At 75.4% G+C, this 16,735-nt stretch carries 15 protein-coding genes; 5 read left to right on the top strand and 10 right to left on the bottom strand.

What is annotated here, in order from left to right; all coding sequences use genetic code 11:
* Positions 1-53: 53 nt before the first annotated feature.
* Together ACZDWJ_RS15470 and ACZDWJ_RS15465 are read left to right on the top strand one after the other, a co-directional pair.
* Positions 54-1,526: a phytoene desaturase family protein gene (locus tag ACZDWJ_RS15470; RefSeq protein WP_463522253.1), complete on the top strand. Its 1,473-nt coding sequence runs from the start codon at positions 54-56 to the stop codon at positions 1,524-1,526.
* A gap of 31 nt (positions 1,527-1,557) precedes the next feature.
* A complete protein-coding gene (locus tag ACZDWJ_RS15465) occupies positions 1,558-3,408 on the top strand; it encodes an N-acyl-D-amino-acid deacylase family protein (protein WP_463522251.1) in 1,851 nt (616 codons plus the stop codon).
* Here ACZDWJ_RS15465 and ACZDWJ_RS15460 read toward each other — a convergent pair.
* Positions 3,321-4,301, bottom strand: a complete 981-nt coding sequence (locus tag ACZDWJ_RS15460; protein ID WP_463522249.1) for a sterol desaturase family protein — start codon at positions 4,299-4,301, stop codon at positions 3,321-3,323. The two genes, ACZDWJ_RS15465 and ACZDWJ_RS15460, sit on opposite strands and share 88 nt — an antisense overlap.
* A gap of 63 nt (positions 4,302-4,364) precedes the next feature.
* On the opposite strand from ACZDWJ_RS15460, the gene ACZDWJ_RS15455 reads away from it, so the two are divergent.
* Positions 4,365-4,985: a TetR/AcrR family transcriptional regulator gene (locus ACZDWJ_RS15455; RefSeq protein ID WP_463522247.1), complete on the top strand. Its 621-nt coding sequence runs from the start codon at positions 4,365-4,367 to the stop codon at positions 4,983-4,985.
* Positions 4,986-5,020: 35 nt separating this feature from the next.
* Here ACZDWJ_RS15455 and ACZDWJ_RS15450 read toward each other — a convergent pair whose 3' ends face one another.
* Positions 5,021-5,299, bottom strand: coding sequence for a DMT family transporter (locus tag ACZDWJ_RS15450; protein ID WP_463522245.1), 279 nt, complete (start codon positions 5,297-5,299; stop codon positions 5,021-5,023).
* Positions 5,300-5,378: 79 nt separating this feature from the next.
* Here ACZDWJ_RS15450 and ACZDWJ_RS15445 point away from each other — a divergent pair, with 79 nt between their 5' ends.
* Both ACZDWJ_RS15445 and ACZDWJ_RS15440 read left to right on the top strand, forming a co-directional pair.
* Entirely contained in the window at positions 5,379-5,933 is a 555-nt protein-coding gene (locus ACZDWJ_RS15445; RefSeq protein ID WP_463522243.1) for a TetR/AcrR family transcriptional regulator, read from the top strand.
* An 84-nt stretch (positions 5,934-6,017) separates the two neighbouring features.
* Positions 6,018-6,728 (top strand): DUF1275 family protein, encoded by a 711-nt coding sequence (locus ACZDWJ_RS15440; RefSeq protein ID WP_463522241.1) that lies wholly within the window; start codon positions 6,018-6,020, stop codon positions 6,726-6,728.
* A gap of 79 nt (positions 6,729-6,807) precedes the next feature.
* Here ACZDWJ_RS15440 and ACZDWJ_RS15435 read toward each other — a convergent pair whose 3' ends face one another.
* From ACZDWJ_RS15435 to pucL, 8 genes are all read right to left on the bottom strand, one after another.
* Entirely contained in the window at positions 6,808-7,596 is a 789-nt protein-coding gene (locus ACZDWJ_RS15435; RefSeq protein WP_463522239.1) for an SDR family oxidoreductase, read from the bottom strand.
* Between the two features lie 70 nt (positions 7,597-7,666).
* The gene (locus ACZDWJ_RS15430) at positions 7,667-10,321 is read right to left on the bottom strand and encodes a molybdopterin-dependent oxidoreductase (protein ID WP_463522237.1); all 2,655 of its coding nucleotides are present in this window, start codon (positions 10,319-10,321) and stop codon (positions 7,667-7,669) included.
* Positions 10,318-11,088, bottom strand: coding sequence for an FAD binding domain-containing protein (locus tag ACZDWJ_RS15425; protein ID WP_463522235.1), 771 nt, complete (start codon positions 11,086-11,088; stop codon positions 10,318-10,320). The genes ACZDWJ_RS15430 and ACZDWJ_RS15425 overlap by 4 nt, the downstream gene beginning before the upstream one ends.
* Entirely contained in the window at positions 11,088-11,948 is an 861-nt protein-coding gene (locus tag ACZDWJ_RS15420) for a MurR/RpiR family transcriptional regulator (RefSeq protein ID WP_463522233.1), read from the bottom strand. Before ACZDWJ_RS15420 ends, ACZDWJ_RS15425 begins: the two co-directional genes overlap by 1 nt.
* Complete coding sequence (locus tag ACZDWJ_RS15415; RefSeq protein ID WP_463522231.1) at positions 11,945-13,225, bottom strand: M20 family metallo-hydrolase; 1,281 nt, start codon at positions 13,223-13,225, stop codon at positions 11,945-11,947. Before ACZDWJ_RS15415 ends, ACZDWJ_RS15420 begins: the two co-directional genes overlap by 4 nt.
* Positions 13,222-14,433 carry a pyridoxal-phosphate-dependent aminotransferase family protein gene (locus ACZDWJ_RS15410; protein WP_463522229.1) on the bottom strand — a complete coding sequence of 404 codons (1,212 nt, stop codon included), beginning with the start codon at positions 14,431-14,433 and terminating at the stop codon, positions 13,222-13,224. The genes ACZDWJ_RS15415 and ACZDWJ_RS15410 overlap by 4 nt, the downstream gene beginning before the upstream one ends.
* Positions 14,430-15,860 carry an allantoinase AllB gene (gene allB / locus ACZDWJ_RS15405; RefSeq protein WP_463522227.1) on the bottom strand — a complete coding sequence of 477 codons (1,431 nt, stop codon included), beginning with the start codon at positions 15,858-15,860 and terminating at the stop codon, positions 14,430-14,432. Before allB ends, ACZDWJ_RS15410 begins: the two co-directional genes overlap by 4 nt.
* Positions 15,857-16,735, bottom strand: a complete 879-nt coding sequence (gene pucL / locus ACZDWJ_RS15400; protein WP_463522225.1) for a factor-independent urate hydroxylase — start codon at positions 16,733-16,735, stop codon at positions 15,857-15,859. Before pucL ends, allB begins: the two co-directional genes overlap by 4 nt.

Genomic DNA, 16,735 nt, shown 5'->3' with positions numbered 1-16,735 from the left:
CCCCTACCGGATGGGCCGTGGGTCGTCGTCGCGGTCCTGGCATCCTCGACCGGGTGAGCCCCGCAGCGAAGAGACGTCCCGACGCTCGCACCGCCGTCGTCGTCGGCGCCGGTCCCAACGGCCTGGCCGCCGCGGTCACGCTCGCGCAGGCCGGTCTGCGGGTGACGGTGCTCGAGGCGGCCGACGTCATCGGCGGCGGCACCCGCACCGAGGAGCTGACGCTGCCCGGACTGCGGCACGACATCTGCTCGGCGGTGCACCCTCTCGGCGTCGGCTCGCCCTACCTCGCGACCCTCCCGCTGGCCGAGCACGGCCTGGAGTGGGCCTGGCCGGAGGTCGACCTCGCCCACCCGCTCGACGACGGCAGCGCGGGCGTCCTGCTGCGCGACCTCGACGCGACGGTCGCGGGCCTGGGACGCGACGGCGCGGCCTGGCGTCAGATCTTCGGCCCGCTCACCGACGGGTTCGACGAGCTCGCCCAGGACGTGCTCGGCCCGATCGTGCGCTGGCCCTCGCACCCGCTGCGGATGGCCCGCTTCGGCGCGCTCGCGGGGCTCCCGGCGTCGGTGCTGCTGCGCCGCTTCCGCACCCCGCAGGCCCGGGCGCTGTTCGCCGGCTCCGCCGCGCACGCCTACCAGCCGCTGCACCGCCCGGCGACGGCCGCGGTCGGCCTGATCCTCACCGCGGCCGGCCACGCGCACGGCTGGCCGGTGGCGGTGGGCGGCAGCGCCGCGATCACCGACGCGCTGGCCTCGCTGCTGCGCGAGCTCGGCGGCGAGATCCACACCGGCACGCGCGTGCGCGGTGCCCCGGACCTCCCGGCCTCCGACGTCACCCTCCTCGACACCACGCCGTCAGGCGCTCGCGAGATCCTCGACGGCCGCCTGCCGGGGCGCATCGACCGCGCCTACCGCCGCTGGCGCTACGGCCCGGCCGCCTTCAAGCTCGACCTCGCCGTCGAGGGCGGGGTGCCGTGGACGAACGAGGCCGCCCGCCGCGCCGGCACCGTGCACGTCGGCGGCACGTGGGAGGAGGTCGCGCGAGCCGAGGCCGACGTCGTGGCCGGCCGGATGCCCGAGCGGCCGTTCGTGCTGCTGGCCCAGCAGTCGGTGGCCGACCCGTCCCGCTCGGTCGGCGACCTCCACCCGGTGTGGCTCTACGGGCACGTGCCGAACGGCCATGAGGGCGACGCGAGCGCGGCGATCCTCGACCAGGTCGAGCGGTTCGCCCCCGGCTTCCGAGGCCGCATCCGCGCCACGGCCGTGCACGGTCCCGGCGACTACGAGGCCCACAACCCCAACTACGTGGGCGGCGACATCGCCGGCGGCGCCAACGACGTCGTGCAGCTGCTCGCGCGGCCGCGGCTCGGCGTCGACCCCTACGCCACCGGCGTGACCGGGGTGTTCCTGTGCTCCTCGAGCACCCCGCCGGGCGCGGGCGTCCACGGGATGTGCGGCCACCAGGCGGCGCGCAGCGCGCTGCGCCACCTCGAACGCCACCTCGCAGGGGCCCGGACGGGCTCTTGACGCGCGTCAGATCGGACGGTGTCCTGGGGGCGTGACGTACGACACCCTCATCCGCCGCGGCCGCTGGTTCGACGGCTCCGGCGCCCCCTCCGCGATCCGCGACCTCGGCCTGCGCGACGGCGTCGTCGTCGCGGTCTCCGCCGAGCCGCTCCCGGCAGGGGAGGGCACACGGGTCATCGACGCCGAGGGCTGCTGGGTGCTGCCCGGCCTGGTCGACATCCACACCCACTACGACGTCGAGGTGCTCGACGGCCCCGGGCTGGCTGAGTCGGTGCGCCACGGCGTCACCACCGTGTTCGTGGGCTCCTGCTCGCTCTCCACCGTGCACGTCGGTCCGGTCGACGCCGGCGACCTCTTCGGTCGCGTCGAGGCGATCCCGCGCCTGCAGGTCATCGACGCCGTGCAGCGGCACCAGACCTGGGACGACGCGCCGTCCTACGTCGCGGCCCTGGAGTCGGTGCCGCTCGGTCCGCACATCGCAGCGTTCATCGGCCACTCCGACGTGCGCACCGCCGTCATGGGCCTCGACCGCGCCACCCGCGCCGAGGTGCGGCCCACCGAGGCCGAGCAGACGCAGATGGAGCAAAGGGTGCGCTCGGCGCTCGACGCCGGCTTCCTCGGCATGTCCAGCCAGCAGCTGCTCTTCGACAAGCTCGACGGCGACCTGTGCCGCTCGCGCACGCTGCCGTCGACCTACGCACGCCGCGGCGAGCTGCGTCGCCTCACCGACCTGCTGCGCGAGCGCGGCCGGGTGCTGCAGTCCGGCCCCGACATCACCCACCCGCAGACGATCGTCGAGGCGGCGTTCAACTCGGTGCGGCGCCGCGGCCGCAAGGCGCTCAAGACCAGCCTGCTCTCGGCCGCCGACATCAAGGCCGTGCCGCCGGCGGTGCGGATCATGGGCCCGCTCGCACGCACCGTGAACCGCCTCGGCGGCGACTTCCGCTGGCAGCACCTGCCGGTGCCCTTCGAGGTCTACGCCGACGGCATCGACCTGGTGATCTTCGAGGAGTTCGGCTCCGGCGCCGCCGCGCTGCACCTGGCCGACCAGGTGGCGCGCAACGAGCTGCTGCGCGACGAGGCGTACCGGCGGCGCTTCCGCAAGGACTACGAGTCGCGCTTCGGCCCGCGGGTGTGGCACCGCGACTTCTTCGACGCCGAGATCGTCGCCTGCCCCGACGCCTCCGTGGTGGGGAAGAGCTTCGGCCAGGTGGGCGTCGAGCGCGGTGGGCTGCACCCCGTCGACGCCTTCCTCGACCTCGTGCTCGAGCACGGCACCGCCATCCGCTGGCGCACCACGATCTCCAACCACCGTCCCGAGCTGCTGCGGGTGCTGGCCGCCGACCCCGGCGTCCAGATGGGCTTCTCCGACGCCGGCGCCCACCTGCGCAACATGGCCTTCTACAACATGGGGCTGCGGCTGCTGCGCCACGTGCGCGACGCCGACCTCGCCGGCCGGCCGTTCCTCAGCGTCGAGCAGGCCGTGCACCGGCTCACCGGCGAGCTCGCCGACTGGTACGGCCTGGACGCCGGCCACCTCCGGGAGGGCTCGCGGGCCGACGTCGTCGTGCTCGATCCCACGGCCCTCGACGAGCGGCTGGAGGAGTACCACGAGAGCCCGGTGGAGCACTACGGCGGACTGCGGCGCATGGTCAACCGCAACGACGCCGCGGTGCGGGCCGTGCTCGTCTCGGGCCGGGTGGTCGTGGAGGACGGCGAGCCCACCGAGGTGCTCGGCCGCGAGCGCACGGGCGCGTTCCTGCGGGTCGGGGAGCCGACGCCGCCGGTGGCGCCTCAGGCCGCGGCGTCGCCTGCCGCGGTGGAGGTCGAGACGGCGGGCGCGGAGGCGGTGGGCGTCCAGCCCGGCGGGCCGAACACGTAGCCCAGCTTCTCGCGCCAGGTGGCAGCGGCCCGCACGTCGCGGGCGATGGCGGCGTACTCGTGGGTCTGGAGCGTCCAGATGTTGCGGGTGCCGACGGGCGTGGTGAGGCCGTAGACCGGGCGGCGGATCTCCTCCTGGAAGGAGCCGAAGAGGCGGTCCCAGACGATGAGGATGCCGGCGTAGTTGCGGTCGAGGTACTCGGGGTCGCAGCCGTGGTGGACGCGGTGGTGCGAGGGCGTGTTGAAGACCAGCTCGATCGGGCGCCAGAGGCGGTCGACCCGCTCGGTGTGCACGAAGAACTGGTAGACGAGGTTGATCGAGAACGCCGCGAAGATCATCGCCGGCGGGACGCCGAGCGCGGGCAGCGGCAGCCAGATCAGCAGGTCGTGGCTGTTGTTCCACTTCTGCCGCAGCGCGGTGGCGAAGTTGAAGTACTCGCTGGAGTGGTGGGCCTGGTGGGTGGCCCACACGATGCGGACGCGGTGCGCCACGCGGTGGGTCCAGTAGAAGAGGAAGTCGATGAGCACGATCACCAGCAGCCACGACCAGACGCTGCCCTCGGGCAGCTGCCAGGGCGCGACGTAGGCGAAGAGCGCGGCGTAGACGACCAGCGCGCCGACCTTCAGCGCGCCCGTGGTGCCCACCGAGATCAGGCCCATGAGCATGCTGGCCAGGGCGTCCTGGCGGTGGTACTGGCCGCGCAGCGGGACGGCGCGGCCGTCGGGGGCGATGCGCTCGGACTCCGGGCGCTCGTCCTCCAGCAGCAGGGCGGCGAGCGACTCGAGGATCACCGAGATCAGGAAGAACGGGATGGCGAGGGCCACCGGGTCCTGCAGCGGGCCCGGCAGCGCGTCCCACAGGCGCGCGAGGGGGTCGACGAGGGCGTCCAGCATGGGACGAGGTTAATTGACTCGTGAGTCAATTGGCAAGGGTCGTCCAGACCGTAGGGTGCGGTCATGGCTCACGTCGGCACCCGCGGCATGCCGCGCGCCGAGCGCGAGGAGCAGATCCTGGCCGCCGCGCTGGCCGAGTTCGGGGAGCGCGGCTACCACCAGGCCGGCATCGACGCCGTCGCCGCGCGGGCCGGCATCTCCAAGCCGCTCGTGCACGCCTACTTCGGCACCAAGGACGCGCTCTACGCGCGCTGCGCCGAGGAGGTCGCCGCGCTGCTGCTCGAGCGCATCGAGCCGGTGGTGGCCCAGGCTGAGCCCGGCGTCGCGATGGCGCTGGAGACGATGCGCACGATCTTCGAGACCGTCCGCGAGCGCCCGCGCGACTGGATGCTCGTCTACGACCTCACGCTGCCGGCCGGCTCGCAGGCCGAGGAGGCCGCGCGCACGGCGCGGGAGCGGCTCACCGAGCTCGGCGCGGTCGGCGTCCGCGCGGCGCTCGAGGTGGGCGGGGCCGACCCCGGCCCCGCGGTGGCGGCCATGGACGCCGCGGCCATGAACCACGTGTGGCAGGCCGTCGTCACCGCGCTCATGACGTGGTGGTTCGACCACCCGGAGCAGACCCCCGAGCAGCTCACCGAGCGGTTCGCGCGGCTGCTCGAGGCGCTCACCGCGTCACGCGGCTGAGCGCCCCGAGCAGAAGCGCTGTCGGGCGGGCAGGATCAGACGCGACGCTTGCCGACGACGCCCTCGGCGACGCCGATCAGCGCGAAGGCGGCGATGACGGCCACGATCGCGGTGCCGACGCCCGACCACACCGCGTAGGCCACCGACACCGGCACCGTGCGCACGACCAGGGCGAGCAGCCACACCGAGGCGGTGTAGCCGGCGAGCACCAGGGCGCTCCAGCCGGGCTGGGTGAACCCCTGGGCGCGGGGGAGCAGGGCGGTGGAGACGACCTCGATGCCGATGGCGGCGAGGAGGAGGACGACGGCGTACACGGGACTTCCTGACGTGGCTGCGAGGGATGTAGCGACTGCTACATTTCGTCTCGACTGTAGCACTCGCTACAGTCGCCGGGTGAATCGTCGCGACGAGCTCCTGGACGCCGTCACCGGCCACGTCCTCGAGCACGGCCTCATCGGCCTGACGCTGCGGCCGGTCGCCGCGGCCATCGGCACCTCCGACCGGATGCTCGTCTACCACTTCGGCACCCGCGACGAGCTGGTCTCGGCCGTCGTGCAGCGCGCCGGCGAGCTCTCGATCGCCGAGGTCGACCGCCTCGCGCCCGCCGACGGCGTCCGGGCCGGCGTCAACGCCCTGTGGGCCGCCTTCCAGCGCGATCCGCTGCACCGCTACCTCGACGTCTACTGCCAGGCCGCGGCCACCGGCCTCATCGGTCGCGAGCCGTACCGCTCGGCCGTGCGCGCCGGCAACGCCCGCTGGGCCGCCGCCCTCGCCGCCCACCTCGTGCGCTGCGGCGCCGACCCCGCGGGCGTCGAGCGCGTGGTCACCCTCGTCGACTCCGCCCTCTACGGCTTCCACCTCGACCTCGCCACCGACGAGCCCGAGCGCCTGGCCTCCGGCGTCGACGACCTCGCCGTCGCGGCCGAGCGGATCGCCCAGGAGGGCTGAGGCGGGCTGAGGCGTGGTGGTCGTCTCATCCCCGTCCGCCGACACCTGAGCGCGGCGTCCGGCGCGCAGGCCAGGATGGCGTCCATGACCCGCCTGGCCGCCGTCCCCGCCGCTCGCGTGCACCTGGTGCTGATGCTGGTGCTCACCTTCACCACCGGCATCGTCGACGCCGTCGGCTACCTGGGGCTCGACCGGGTCTTCACCGGCAACATGACCGGCAACGTCGTCATCCTCGGCATGGCGCTGGTCGGTGGCGACGGCCTGCCGATCCTCGGGCCGGTGCTCGCCCTGGTGGGCTTCATGGCCGGCGCCGCGCTCGGGGGGCGCGTGCTCAAGCGCGCCGACGCCGCCTGGACGCCGCTGAGCACCGGGCTGCTCGCCGCCGTCGGCGTGGTGACCCTCGCGCTGGCGGTGGTGCTGCTCGTCGTCGGGGAGGAGCCGGAGCGGGCGCTCGGCGTCACGGTGACGACGCTGCTCGGCGCCGTCATGGGCCTGCAGGCGGCCACGGCGCGGTTCATCGCCGTCAAGGACGTCACGACGGTGGTGGTCACCTCGACGATCACCGGCCTCGCCGCCGACTCGCTGCTGGGCAGCGGCAAGGCGCGCGCCGAGGGCGGTGGCTCCGGACGCCGGTTCCTCGCCGTCGCGCTCATCCTCGCCGGCGCCGCCGCCGGTGCCGCGCTCCTGCACTGGCACCTGGGCGCCGGCCTGGTGCTGGCCGGCGTCCTGATCCTGGCCGTCGCGCTCGTCGGCGGCCTGCACGCGCGGGCCGCGTCGGCCTCGCGCCCCTTGTAACGCGGAGTCCCGTGCACTGGCCCCCGGTCATAACCGGTGGGAAGTGCACGGGACTCCGCGTTACAAGCCCGCGGGCGGGTCAGCTGTGGGCGAGACGCTTGTTCACCAGCCGCGTGAGCCAGGCGGGGGAGAAGCGGGCGCCGAGGGCGAGCACGGAGCTCTGGGCGCCGACGGGGTAGTGCACCTGGTGGATGGCGCGGCGGGCCGGGTGCGGCTCGACGGCGGCGCGGATGGTGTCGGCGACGTCCTGGGGGCCCAGGCGGATGCCGAGGGACTCGGTGGTGCCGGTGGTGAGGTCGGTGGTCATGGCGGTCTCGACGAACAGCGGCCAGATCGCGACGACGCGGACGCCGTGGGCGCCCCACTCGAGGTCGAGCGCCTCGGTGAGGCCGCGGACGAAGAACTTGGTGGCGCTGTAGTTGGCCAGCTCGGCCTGGCCGTAGATCGCCGAGGCGGAGGAGAGGTTCACCATGACCGAGCCGGGGGTGGCCTTGAGGTGGCGGAAGCCGGCGTGAGCGCCGTTGACGACGCCCTTGACGTTGATGTCGATCTCGAGGTGGTGGGTCTCGGTGGTGATGTCCTCGAAGCGGCCCCCGCGCAGGATGCCGGCGTTGTTCACCAGGACGTCGAGGCGGCCGGTCTCGGCGACGAAGGCGTCGACGGCGGCGGTGAAGGCGTCGGCGTCGCGGACGTCGAGGCGGCCGGTGACGACCTTCGCGCCCAGCGCCTCGACCTCGGCGGCCAGGGTGGCCAGGCCGGCCTCGTCGATGTCGTAGCCGCCGATGGTCCAGCCCTCGCGGGCGAAGGTGAGGGCGGTGGTGCGGCCGATGCCGGCGGCGGCGCCGGTGATGAGGATCGCGCGGGTCATGAGGGTAGTGATAGCAGGGGTGGCGGGGCCGTCGACAGGACGCACGTCACGCATCTGAGGATGCTTCTCCTCACATCGACCCGTCCCGGTGGAGCAGGCGCCAGATCCGATCGCGGCTGATCGGCAGCTCGTGGGGACGCCGGCCGATCGCGTCGCGGACGGCGTTGGCCACCGCCGGCGCCACCGGGTTGTACGGCGCCTCGCTCATCGACTTCGCGCCGCCGGGGCCGAGCGGGTCGTGGGTGTCGGCGAAGAGCACCTCGGTGGCCGGGACGTCGCCGAGCTGCGGCACCCGGTAGTCGCGCAGCGTGCGGGTCGTGACGACGCCCTCGCGCAGCGTCACCTCCTCCCACAGCGCGCTGCCCAGGCCCTGCGCGACGCCGCCCTCGATCTGCCCGCGCAGCTGCTCGGGGTTGAGCACCCGGCCGGCGTCGGCGGCGTGCACCGAGCGCAGGATCCGCAGCTCGCCGGTCTCGGGGCGCACCGCCACCCGGACGCCGTGGACGTTGTGGGCCGTCGAGCGGGGCGTGCCGTGGTGGGCGCCGTCGGCGCGGACGGGCTGCTCCGGCGTCGGCCGCTCCCCGGCGGCGAGGCGGACGCCGAGCGCGCGGGCGGCCGCGGCCACCGCGCCGCCGGCCACCACCGAGCCGGTGGAGCCGTAGGCGCCGGTGTCGTGGGCGGTGGCGTCGGTGTCGCCGTGCCGCACCCGCATGCGCGCCGGGTCGGCCCAGGCCGGAGCGAGCCGGCCGAGCTCCTCGGCGACGATCTGGCGGTGCACGGTGGCCGAGCCGTTGCCGAACTCGGCGGTGCCCACCTCCAGCAGCACGGTGCCGTCGGCCAGCGCGCTCACCGACGCCGTGGCGTGGTGCCCGCGCGGCGGGATGGTGGCGATCATCGCCGCGGCCAGGCCCTCGCCCACCAGCCAGCCCTCGGGCGCGGGGTCGCCGGCGTCGCGCGCCAGCGCCTCCTCGACGAGGTCGAGGCACTGCAGCAGGCCGTCGCCGTGCAGCTCGACGTCGGTGTCGGCCGGGCCGTTCACCACCAGCGGGTCGCCGGGCCGCACGACGTTGCGCCGCCGGATCTCCGCCGGGCTCAGACCCACCTCGCGCGCCAGCTCGTCCATCGCCGACTCCACCGCCAGGATCACCTGGCCCAGGCCGTAGCCGCGGAACGCGCCGGAGGGCAGCTGGTGGGTGTAGACCGCCTCGGCGTCGACCCGCTTGGCCGGGCACCGGTAGAGCGCCACCGACTCGTGGACGCCGTGGAAGAGCACGCCCGCGGCGTGGTTGCCGTAGGCGCCGGTGTCGCTGAGCACGTCGACGCGCATCGCCGTCAGCACGCCGTCGGCGTCCGCGCCGAGCTCGACGGCCACCCGCATCGGGTGGCGCACCGGGACGCAGGTCAGCTGCTGCTCGCGGGTCAGCTCCAGCTGCACCGGACGCGGGGTGCCGCCCTCGGCCAGCCGCAGCACCGCCAGCGCGACGACGTCCTCGACGAGCATCTCCTGCTTGCCGCCGAACCCGCCGCCCACGCGGGCGGCGTGCACCCGCACCGACTCCCGCGGCAGGCCCAGCACGTGCGCGAGCTCGTCGCGCACCAGGAACGGCACCTGGGTGGAGGTGCGCACCACCAGTCGGCCGTCCTCGAGCCAGGCGCGGGCGCCGTGGGTCTCCAGCGCGACGTGCGAGACCCGGGCGGTGCGCCACACCCCGCTCACCCGCGCGGCCGCCGCGACCAGGCCGGCCTCGACGTCGCCGACCTCGCCGTGGGTCTGGGCGACGACGTTGCGACCCGGCTCGCTGATGCGGTGGACGACGGCGTCCTTCTCGCCGTGCACCAGCGGCGCGCCGGGCGCGCGCGCCGCCTCGGGGTCCAGGACGGCGGGCAGCACCTCGTAGTCGACCTCGATCAGGCCCGCCGCGGCCTCGGCCCGCGCGACGCTCTCGGCCACCACCACCGCCACCCGCTGGCCGTGGAACCGGACGACGTCGTCGAGCAGGCGGGTGTCGTCGGGGTCGTCGAGGCGGCTCTCGTGGCGGCCGGTGGAGTAGAGGACGTCGGGGGCGTCGCGGTGGGTGAGCACGAGGTGGACGCCGTCGGCGGCCTCGGCGGCCGCGGTGTCGATGCTCCGGATCCGGGCGTGGGGGTGCGGGCTGGTGAGCAGCACGGCGTGCAGGGTGTCGGCGGCGACGTGGTCGGCCGGGACGTCGAGGGTGTACTCCTCGCGGCCGGTGACGATCCGCGGGCCGGCGGGCACGGGCGTCGAGGTGCCCAGGCCGCCGGCGGCGCTCACGGTGCAGCGTCCGGCGAGGGCGTCGCGGATCGAGCGGTAGCCGGTGCAGCGGCACAGGTTGCCCTTCCACAGCCGGTCGGGCGCCTCGTTCGCGCGCGCCCCCTCCAGCGCCATCGCGGTCACGACCATCCCGGCGGTGCAGAAGCCGCACTGGAAGCCCTGGGCGTCGAGGAACCGCTGCTGCACCGGGTGCGGCGCCTCCGGGGTGCCGAGCCCGGCGGCGGTGGTGACCTCGACGTCGTCGCGCACCGCGCGGGCCGCCGGCACCAGGCAGGAGTGCCGCGGGACGCCGTCGACGAGCACCCCGCAGGCGCCGCAGTCGCCGGCGTCGCAGCCCTTCTTCACCGCCAGGTGGCCGGTCTCCCGCAGGAACGTGCGCAGGCACTGGCCCGGTCGCGGCTGCGTGTCGACCTCCTGCCCGTCGACCCTCACGCGGCCCGCCCCAGCTCGGCGACGACCTCGCGCACCAGGACGCCGGTCATCGCGGCGCGCCAGTCGGCGGCGCCGTGGGCGTCCTCGAACCACGGGACGCCGGCCAGGGCGTCGTCGGCGTCGGGCTCGGCGAGCACCACCGGACGTGTGGTCGAGGCGGTGACGGTGACGCGCGGGCCGGCCGGGGTGGCCAGGCCGACGACGAGCGCCGCCGAGCGGCCGTGGTCGGTCAGCGCGATGCGCCGCAGCGCGGCCGGTGCGGCCAGCGAGGCGGCCGGCACGTCGACGGCGCGCAGCACCTCGCCGGGCGCCAGGGACGTGCGCCGCTCGCCGCGCACCAGCGTCGCCACGGGCTCGCGACGCTCCCCGCCGTCGGGGGTCCACACGACCGCGGTGGCATCGAGCCCGGCCAGCAGGGAGGTCATCGCGCCGGCGGGCAGCGCCAGGCAGACGTTGCCGCCCACCGTGGCGACCTGCTGGATCTTGAACGACATCAGCAGCGCCTCGGCGGCCTGCGCGAACAGCGGCGAGCCGGCGTGGGCGGCGAGGGTGGCGATGGGGCAGGTGGCCGCGATCCGCAGGCCGCCGTCGGGCAGCGGCTCGAGGTCGGGCCAGCCGAGGGTCGTGAGATCGAGCAGGCCGCGGACGCCGGGCTGCGGCTGCGACATCAGCCAGGTGCCGCCGCCGAGCACGGTCTCCCCGTCGGCGAGCGCGAGGTCGGCGCGGCTGCGGGCGCTGCGGAAGGACGTGACGGCGCCGAGGTCCATCAGGCCTCCACCTCGCCCAGACGCCGGTAGGAGGCGCTGATCGCCGCGACGCGCTGCGCGGCGCCCGGGCCCAGGCGCTCGAGGACGCCGTCGGCCAGCACGGCCACCAGGCCCATCGCGGCGGCGTAGGAGTCGAAGCCGAGTCCGCCGGCCAGCGGGCACTCCAGCCACACCGCCGCGCCGCTCGCATGGTCGGCGCCGGTGGGGTCGGCGAGCACGACGACGTCCGCGCCGGTGCGGCCGGCCTCGGCCACGAACGCCCCGAATCCGGCGGGCCGGCGGCGGAACCCGACGGCCACGACGACGTCGCCGGCGCCCAGACCCACGAGCTCCTCGCCGCTGACCTGGCCCGGCAGCGGCGCGAGGCGGACGTCGTCGCGCACGTGGGCCAGCTGCTGGCGCAGGTGCAGGGCGACGGGGTGGCTGTTGCGCCAGCCGGCCACCGTCACCCGGCGGGCGTCGGCGAGCAGCCTCACCGCGGCGGCGACGCCGGCCTGCTCGACCGCCCGCCGCAGCCCGTCGGCCTCCAGCGCGAGGTGGCCCGCGAGGTCGGGCCGGGCGCCGACGCGGCCCGGCGCGCCCTCGGTGACGGCCAGGGCTCGCAGGGCGCGCAGGTGCTCGCGCACCTCGTCGAAGTCGGCGAAGCCGAGGCTGCGGAAGAGCCGGCTCATCGTGGCCTTCGAGACGCCGGCCAGCGAGGCCAGCTCGGCGGCGCGGTAGGTGGCGAGGTCGTCGAGGTGGTCGAGCAGGGTGGCCGCCGCCCGGCGCTCCTGGGGGGAGAGGGCGTGGCGCCGGTCGGCGATCCGCTGGTCGATCGGGGTCGGGTCGATCGGGGTGGGGTCGATCGGCGCGAGCGTCATCGTCCGCGCCCCGCGGTGAGCCGGGCCCGCTCGCCGGCGGCGACGGCCAGCACGGCGGCCTCGAGGGCGTCGAGCCCGGCGGCGACGTCGACCTCCCGCACGTCCTCGGCCGGATGGTGGCTGATGCCGTCGAAGCAGCGCAGGAACAGCATCGCCACGTCGGCGATCGCGGCGATCGCCATCGCGTCGTGCCCGGCGCGGCTCCACAGCCCGAGCGGGTCGGGGTCGCCGGTGTGCCGGATGCCCTGGACGACGGCGTCGGTGAGCCACGCCGCGCAGGGCGCGGACGCCGCCCGGTGGCCCTCGACGACCTCGAGCCCGAGGTCGCGGGCCGCGCACAGCTCGGCGATGCCGGCGTGCAGCCGGTCCCAGAGGTCGTCGCGCTCCTCGTCGGTGGCCGCCCGCAGGTCGAGGCTGAGGTCGACGCGGCCGGCGATCACGTTGACCGCGCCCGGGCTGGCCTCGATCCAGCCGACGGTGGCGATGCCGCTGCTCGCCCGGCCCACCCGCTCCACCAGCGAGATCACCTCGGCGGCGCCGACGAGGGCGTCGCGGCGCCGCTCCCACGGGGTGCCGCCGGCGTGCCGGGCCTCGCCGAGCACGCTGAGCCGGAAGCGGCGCGCGCCGGCGATGGTGGTGACGTAGCCGAGGGAGGCGTCGCGGGCCTCGAGGCAGGGCCCCTGCTCGATGTGGGCCTCGAGGTACCCGATCAGCTCCTCGGGGCGGCGTGCGGCGTCGCCGACCCGGGCGGGATCGAGCCCGAAGTCCTCCAGGGCGCGGCGCAGGGTGACGCCGTCGGCGTCGACGAGCTCGAGCCAGGCGGGGTCCCACAGCCCGGCGACGGCCTTCGAGCCCAGCAGCGCGGTGCCGAAGCGGGCGCCCTCCTCGTCGCTGAACCCGATGACCTCGAGGGCGAACGGCAGCTCCTCGATCTCGCCGTCGTCGATGCGCTGGCCCAGCCGCTGCGCGACCGCGATGGCCATGACGACGCCGAGCATGCCGTCGTAGGCGCCGGCGTCGGGCACGGTGTCGAGGTGGCTGCCCAGCAGCAGCGCCGGACGCCCCGGCTCGCCGCGGCGTCCGCACACGTTGCCGGCGGCGTCGACGCGCGCGACCAGGCCCGCCTGCTCGATCCAGCCGGCGGCGAGCCGGTTCGCGGCGGCGTGCTCGGGGGTCAGGTGGGTGCGCTCGAGGACGTCGGGGCGTGCGGAGAGGCGCTCGAGCTCGGCGCAGCGGGCCAGCACCCCGGCCGCGGTGGTCGGGTCGAGAGCGCTCATGCGTACACCTCCTGCGCCGCCCCGACGCCGCCGCCGGCGGTGACCGCGACGCCGTGGGCGCGCAGCACCTGCTCCAGGCAGGCCAGGGTGGTGAGGACGGCGTCGGTGCGGGCGTTGTAGCCCATCGTCCCGATGCGCCACACGCGTCCGTGGAGCGGCCCGAAGCTGGTGCCGATCTCGAGGCCGAAGTCGTGCAGCAGCGCGCCGCGCACCGACTCGCCGTCCACGCCGTCGGGGATGAGCACGGCGACGACGTTGGTCATCTTGTGGGCGACGTCGCCGAAGACCTCCAGCCCCAGCCCGCGGACGCCGGCGAGCGTCGCCTCGCCGTGCAGCCGGTGCCGGGCGATCGCCTCCTCGAGCCCTTCCTCGAGCAGGATGCGGGCGCACTCCCGGGCGCCGTAGAGCATGGTGGTGGCCTCGGTGTGGTGGTTGAGCCGCCGCGGCCCCCAGTACTCCATGATCTGGGCGAGGTCGAGGTAGTTCGAGGCGATCCGGGTGCCGCGCGGCACGTCGTCGGCCGCCGCGATGCCGGCCTCGACGTGGCGCCGCGCGGAGATCACCTCGGCGGCGCGCGGGGAGATCGTGATCGGCGCGCTGCCCGAGGGTCCGGCCAGGCACTTCTGCAGCCCGGCGGTGACGACGTCGAGGCCCCAGGCGTCGGTGGGCAGCGGATTGCCGCCGAGGGAGGCGGTGGCGTCGCAGTAGAGCAGCACGTCGTGCCGCCGGCAGATCTCCCCGAGGTCGGCCAGCGGCTGGCACATCGTGGTGGAGGTGTCGCCCTGCACGGTGGCCAGCACCTTCGGCCGCACCCGGACGACGGCCTCCTCGACCGCCTCGGGCGTGACGACCTGCCCCCACGGCGCCTCGACGACGTGCACCTCGGCGCGGCACCGCTCGGCGATCTCGACGAGCAGGTGCCCGAAGCGTCCGAACACCGGCACGAGCACGCGGTCGCCGGGCTCCAGCAGCGAGACCAGCGCGGCCTCGATGCCGGCCCGCGAGGTGCCGTCGACGAGGAGCGTCTGCTCGTTCTCGGTGGCGAACACGCCGCGGTAGAGCGCCATCGTCTCGGTCATGTACGCCGTCATCGCGGGGTCGTACTGGCCGACGAGCTGCGCCGACATCGCCCGCAGCACGCGGGGGTCGGCGGTGATCGGGCCGGGGCCCATCAGCAGGCGCGGCGGCGGGTCGACGGGCAGGCTCATGCCAGGGCCTCCTGCGGGGACGGGCGGGTGGGGCGACGGCTCGCCGGACGCGCGAGCATCGCGGCGTCGCGCGGGAGGGCGGCGTCGTCGAGGAGGCGCCCGGCGCGGACGGTGGCGGTGAACCGACCGGGGTAGACCCGGCCGTCGTAGGCGGAGATCGGGTTGCGGTGCGCGAGCAGCGCGGCGTCGACGTGCAGCGCCTGCGCCTCGTCGAAGATCGCGAGGTCGGCGTCGGCGCCGGGCTCCAGGCGGCCCTTGGCGTGCAGGCCGACGAGGTCGGCGGGCGCGCGGGAGGTCCAGCGGCTCACGGTGGCGGCGTCGATCCCGCGGACGCGGGCCTCGGCGAGCACCGCCGTCAGCCCCACCTGCAGGCCCGAGACCCCGCCCCACGCCTGCTGGAGATCGCCGTCGCCGCGCTCCTTCTCGGCGGCGTCGGCCGGCGAGTGGTCGCTGACGACGAGGTCGATGAGGCCCTCGCGCAGCCCGTCCCACAGGGCGTCGCGGTTGCCGGCGTCGCGGATCGGCGGGCAGCACTTGAACTCCGGTGCCGCGTCGGGGATGGCGTCGGCGGTCAGGCACAGGTAGTGCGGGCAGGTCTCGACGGTGAGCGGCAGGCCCTCGGCGCGGGCGTCGGAGATGAGGTCGAGCGCGCGGGCCGAGGAGAGGTGCAGCAGGTGCGCGCGGGCGCCGGTGGTGCGCACGCCCTCGATCACCCGGGCGATCGCGGCGAGCTCGGCGTCGTGCGGGCGCGAGGCGACGAAGTCCGCGTAGGCCCGCGACGGCGGCGCGGGGGTGCGGGCCAGCACGTCGGCGTCCTCGGCGTGCACGATCAGCAGCGCGTCCAGCCGCGCGACCTCCCGCAGCGCGGCGGCCAGCCCGGCCGGCCCCAGCGGCGGGAACTCCTCGACGCCGGAGGGCGAGAGGAAGCACTTGAAGCCCATCACCCCGGCGTCCCAGAGCGGCTCGAGGTCGGCGAGGTTGCCCGGGATCGCCCCGCCCCAGAAGCCGACGTCGACGGCCAGCTGCTCGGCCGCCGCGGCCTGCTTGACCCGCAGGTGCTCGACGGTGGTGGTCGGCGGCAGCGAGTTCAGCGGCATGTCCACGATCGTCGTGACGCCGCCGAGCGCGGCCGCCCGGGTGGCCGAGGAGAAGCCCTCCCAGTGGGTGCGGCCCGGCTCGTTGACGTGCACGTGGGTGTCGACGCCGCCGGGCAGCACCACCGCGGAGTCGGGGGCGCGCAGCACTGGGCCGCCCGCCGCGTCCAGCCCGGCCAGCGCGCCCTGCAGCGAGGCCGCGTCCGGGTGCTGCTCCACGGCGGTGATGACGCCGTCGGCGATCCGCACCACCGCCGGCACGATGCGCTCGCCCAGCACCACCCGGGTGCCGGCGACCGCCGCGAGGGAGGCGAGGGAGTCGGCCGCGCTCATGCGCCCTCGCGCAGCACCGTGGCCTGGATGAGGCCGTAGGGGCGGTCGGCGGCGAAGAAGACCTCGTTCGGGTTGTCGAGGCCGAAGGGGGAGAGATCGACGAGGAAGTGGTGCTTGTTCGGGCAGGCCAGTCGGATCTCGGCGATCTGCGGGTACGCCTCGAGCACCGCGCGGCCCATCGCGTGGATGGTCTGCTGCAGCGCCAGGGAGTGCAGCGAGGCGAAGGTCTCCAGCAGCACCGCGCGGACGCCGGCGTGCACGGCGTCGAAGTCGAGGTCGGCCTCGGCGCCGGCGGCGTAGCGCCAGGTGGCGGTCATGCTCGTGGCGAGGATGCGATCGTCGGTCTCGGCCAGGGTGGTGAACCGCTCGCGCGGGAAGCCGTGGAACTCCGAGCCGGTCGACTTCAGCAGCACGCAGTCGGTGATCCCGGCGTGCACCGTGACGCCGTCGGCGTCGTGCTGCACCCGGGCGGTGCGCACCTCCTGGCCGGTGCGCACGAAGGCGTGGTCGTGCGGTACGCCGTCGACCTCGATGCGGTCCCAGGAGTAGAGCTCGGCGGAGAGGTCGGCGCCATGCACCGGCTCGAAGGAGCCGACGAAGTGGGCGGCGGCGTCGAGCAGGAAGCCCTCGACGGTGGGGATCCCGCGCTCGCGGGCGAAGGCGTAGAGGGTGTTCTTCTGGCTGTCGGTGGCCAGCACGTTGGCGTTGTCGCCCTCGAGGTGGCAGGCGGCGAAGTCGCCGGTGAGCTGGGTGGTGACGTTGAGGTCGGTGATCGCGTGGCGTCCCGGACGGCCGACGTCGCGGCGCACCCGCACCAGGCGGCACTCGGCCTTCCCGTACTGGTTCTGCCCGAGGACGATGTCTCCCAGTGCCAT

It is taken from the genome of Nocardioides sp. B129/18 (assembly GCF_055282735.1).
This window is presented reverse-complemented; position numbering and strand designations above follow the sequence as displayed.

Coding starts and splice junctions, on each gene's coding strand:
- ACZDWJ_RS15460 (WP_463522249.1), bottom strand. CDS start 4,301: ATGCTGGACGCCCTCGTCGACCCCCTCGCGCGCCTGTGGGACGCGCTG.
- ACZDWJ_RS15455 (WP_463522247.1), top strand. CDS start 4,365: ATGGCTCACGTCGGCACCCGCGGCATGCCGCGCGCCGAGCGCGAGGAG.
- ACZDWJ_RS15440 (WP_463522241.1), top strand. CDS start 6,018: ATGACCCGCCTGGCCGCCGTCCCCGCCGCTCGCGTGCACCTGGTGCTG.
- ACZDWJ_RS15435 (WP_463522239.1), bottom strand. CDS start 7,596: ATGACCCGCGCGATCCTCATCACCGGCGCCGCCGCCGGCATCGGCCGC.
- ACZDWJ_RS15425 (WP_463522235.1), bottom strand. CDS start 11,088: ATGGACCTCGGCGCCGTCACGTCCTTCCGCAGCGCCCGCAGCCGCGCC.
- ACZDWJ_RS15420 (WP_463522233.1), bottom strand. CDS start 11,948: ATGACGCTCGCGCCGATCGACCCCACCCCGATCGACCCGACCCCGATC.
- ACZDWJ_RS15415 (WP_463522231.1), bottom strand. CDS start 13,225: ATGAGCGCTCTCGACCCGACCACCGCGGCCGGGGTGCTGGCCCGCTGC.
- ACZDWJ_RS15410 (WP_463522229.1), bottom strand. CDS start 14,433: ATGAGCCTGCCCGTCGACCCGCCGCCGCGCCTGCTGATGGGCCCCGGC.
- allB (WP_463522227.1), bottom strand. CDS start 15,860: ATGAGCGCGGCCGACTCCCTCGCCTCCCTCGCGGCGGTCGCCGGCACC.
- pucL (WP_463522225.1), bottom strand. CDS start 16,735: ATGGCACTGGGAGACATCGTCCTCGGGCAGAACCAGTACGGGAAGGCC.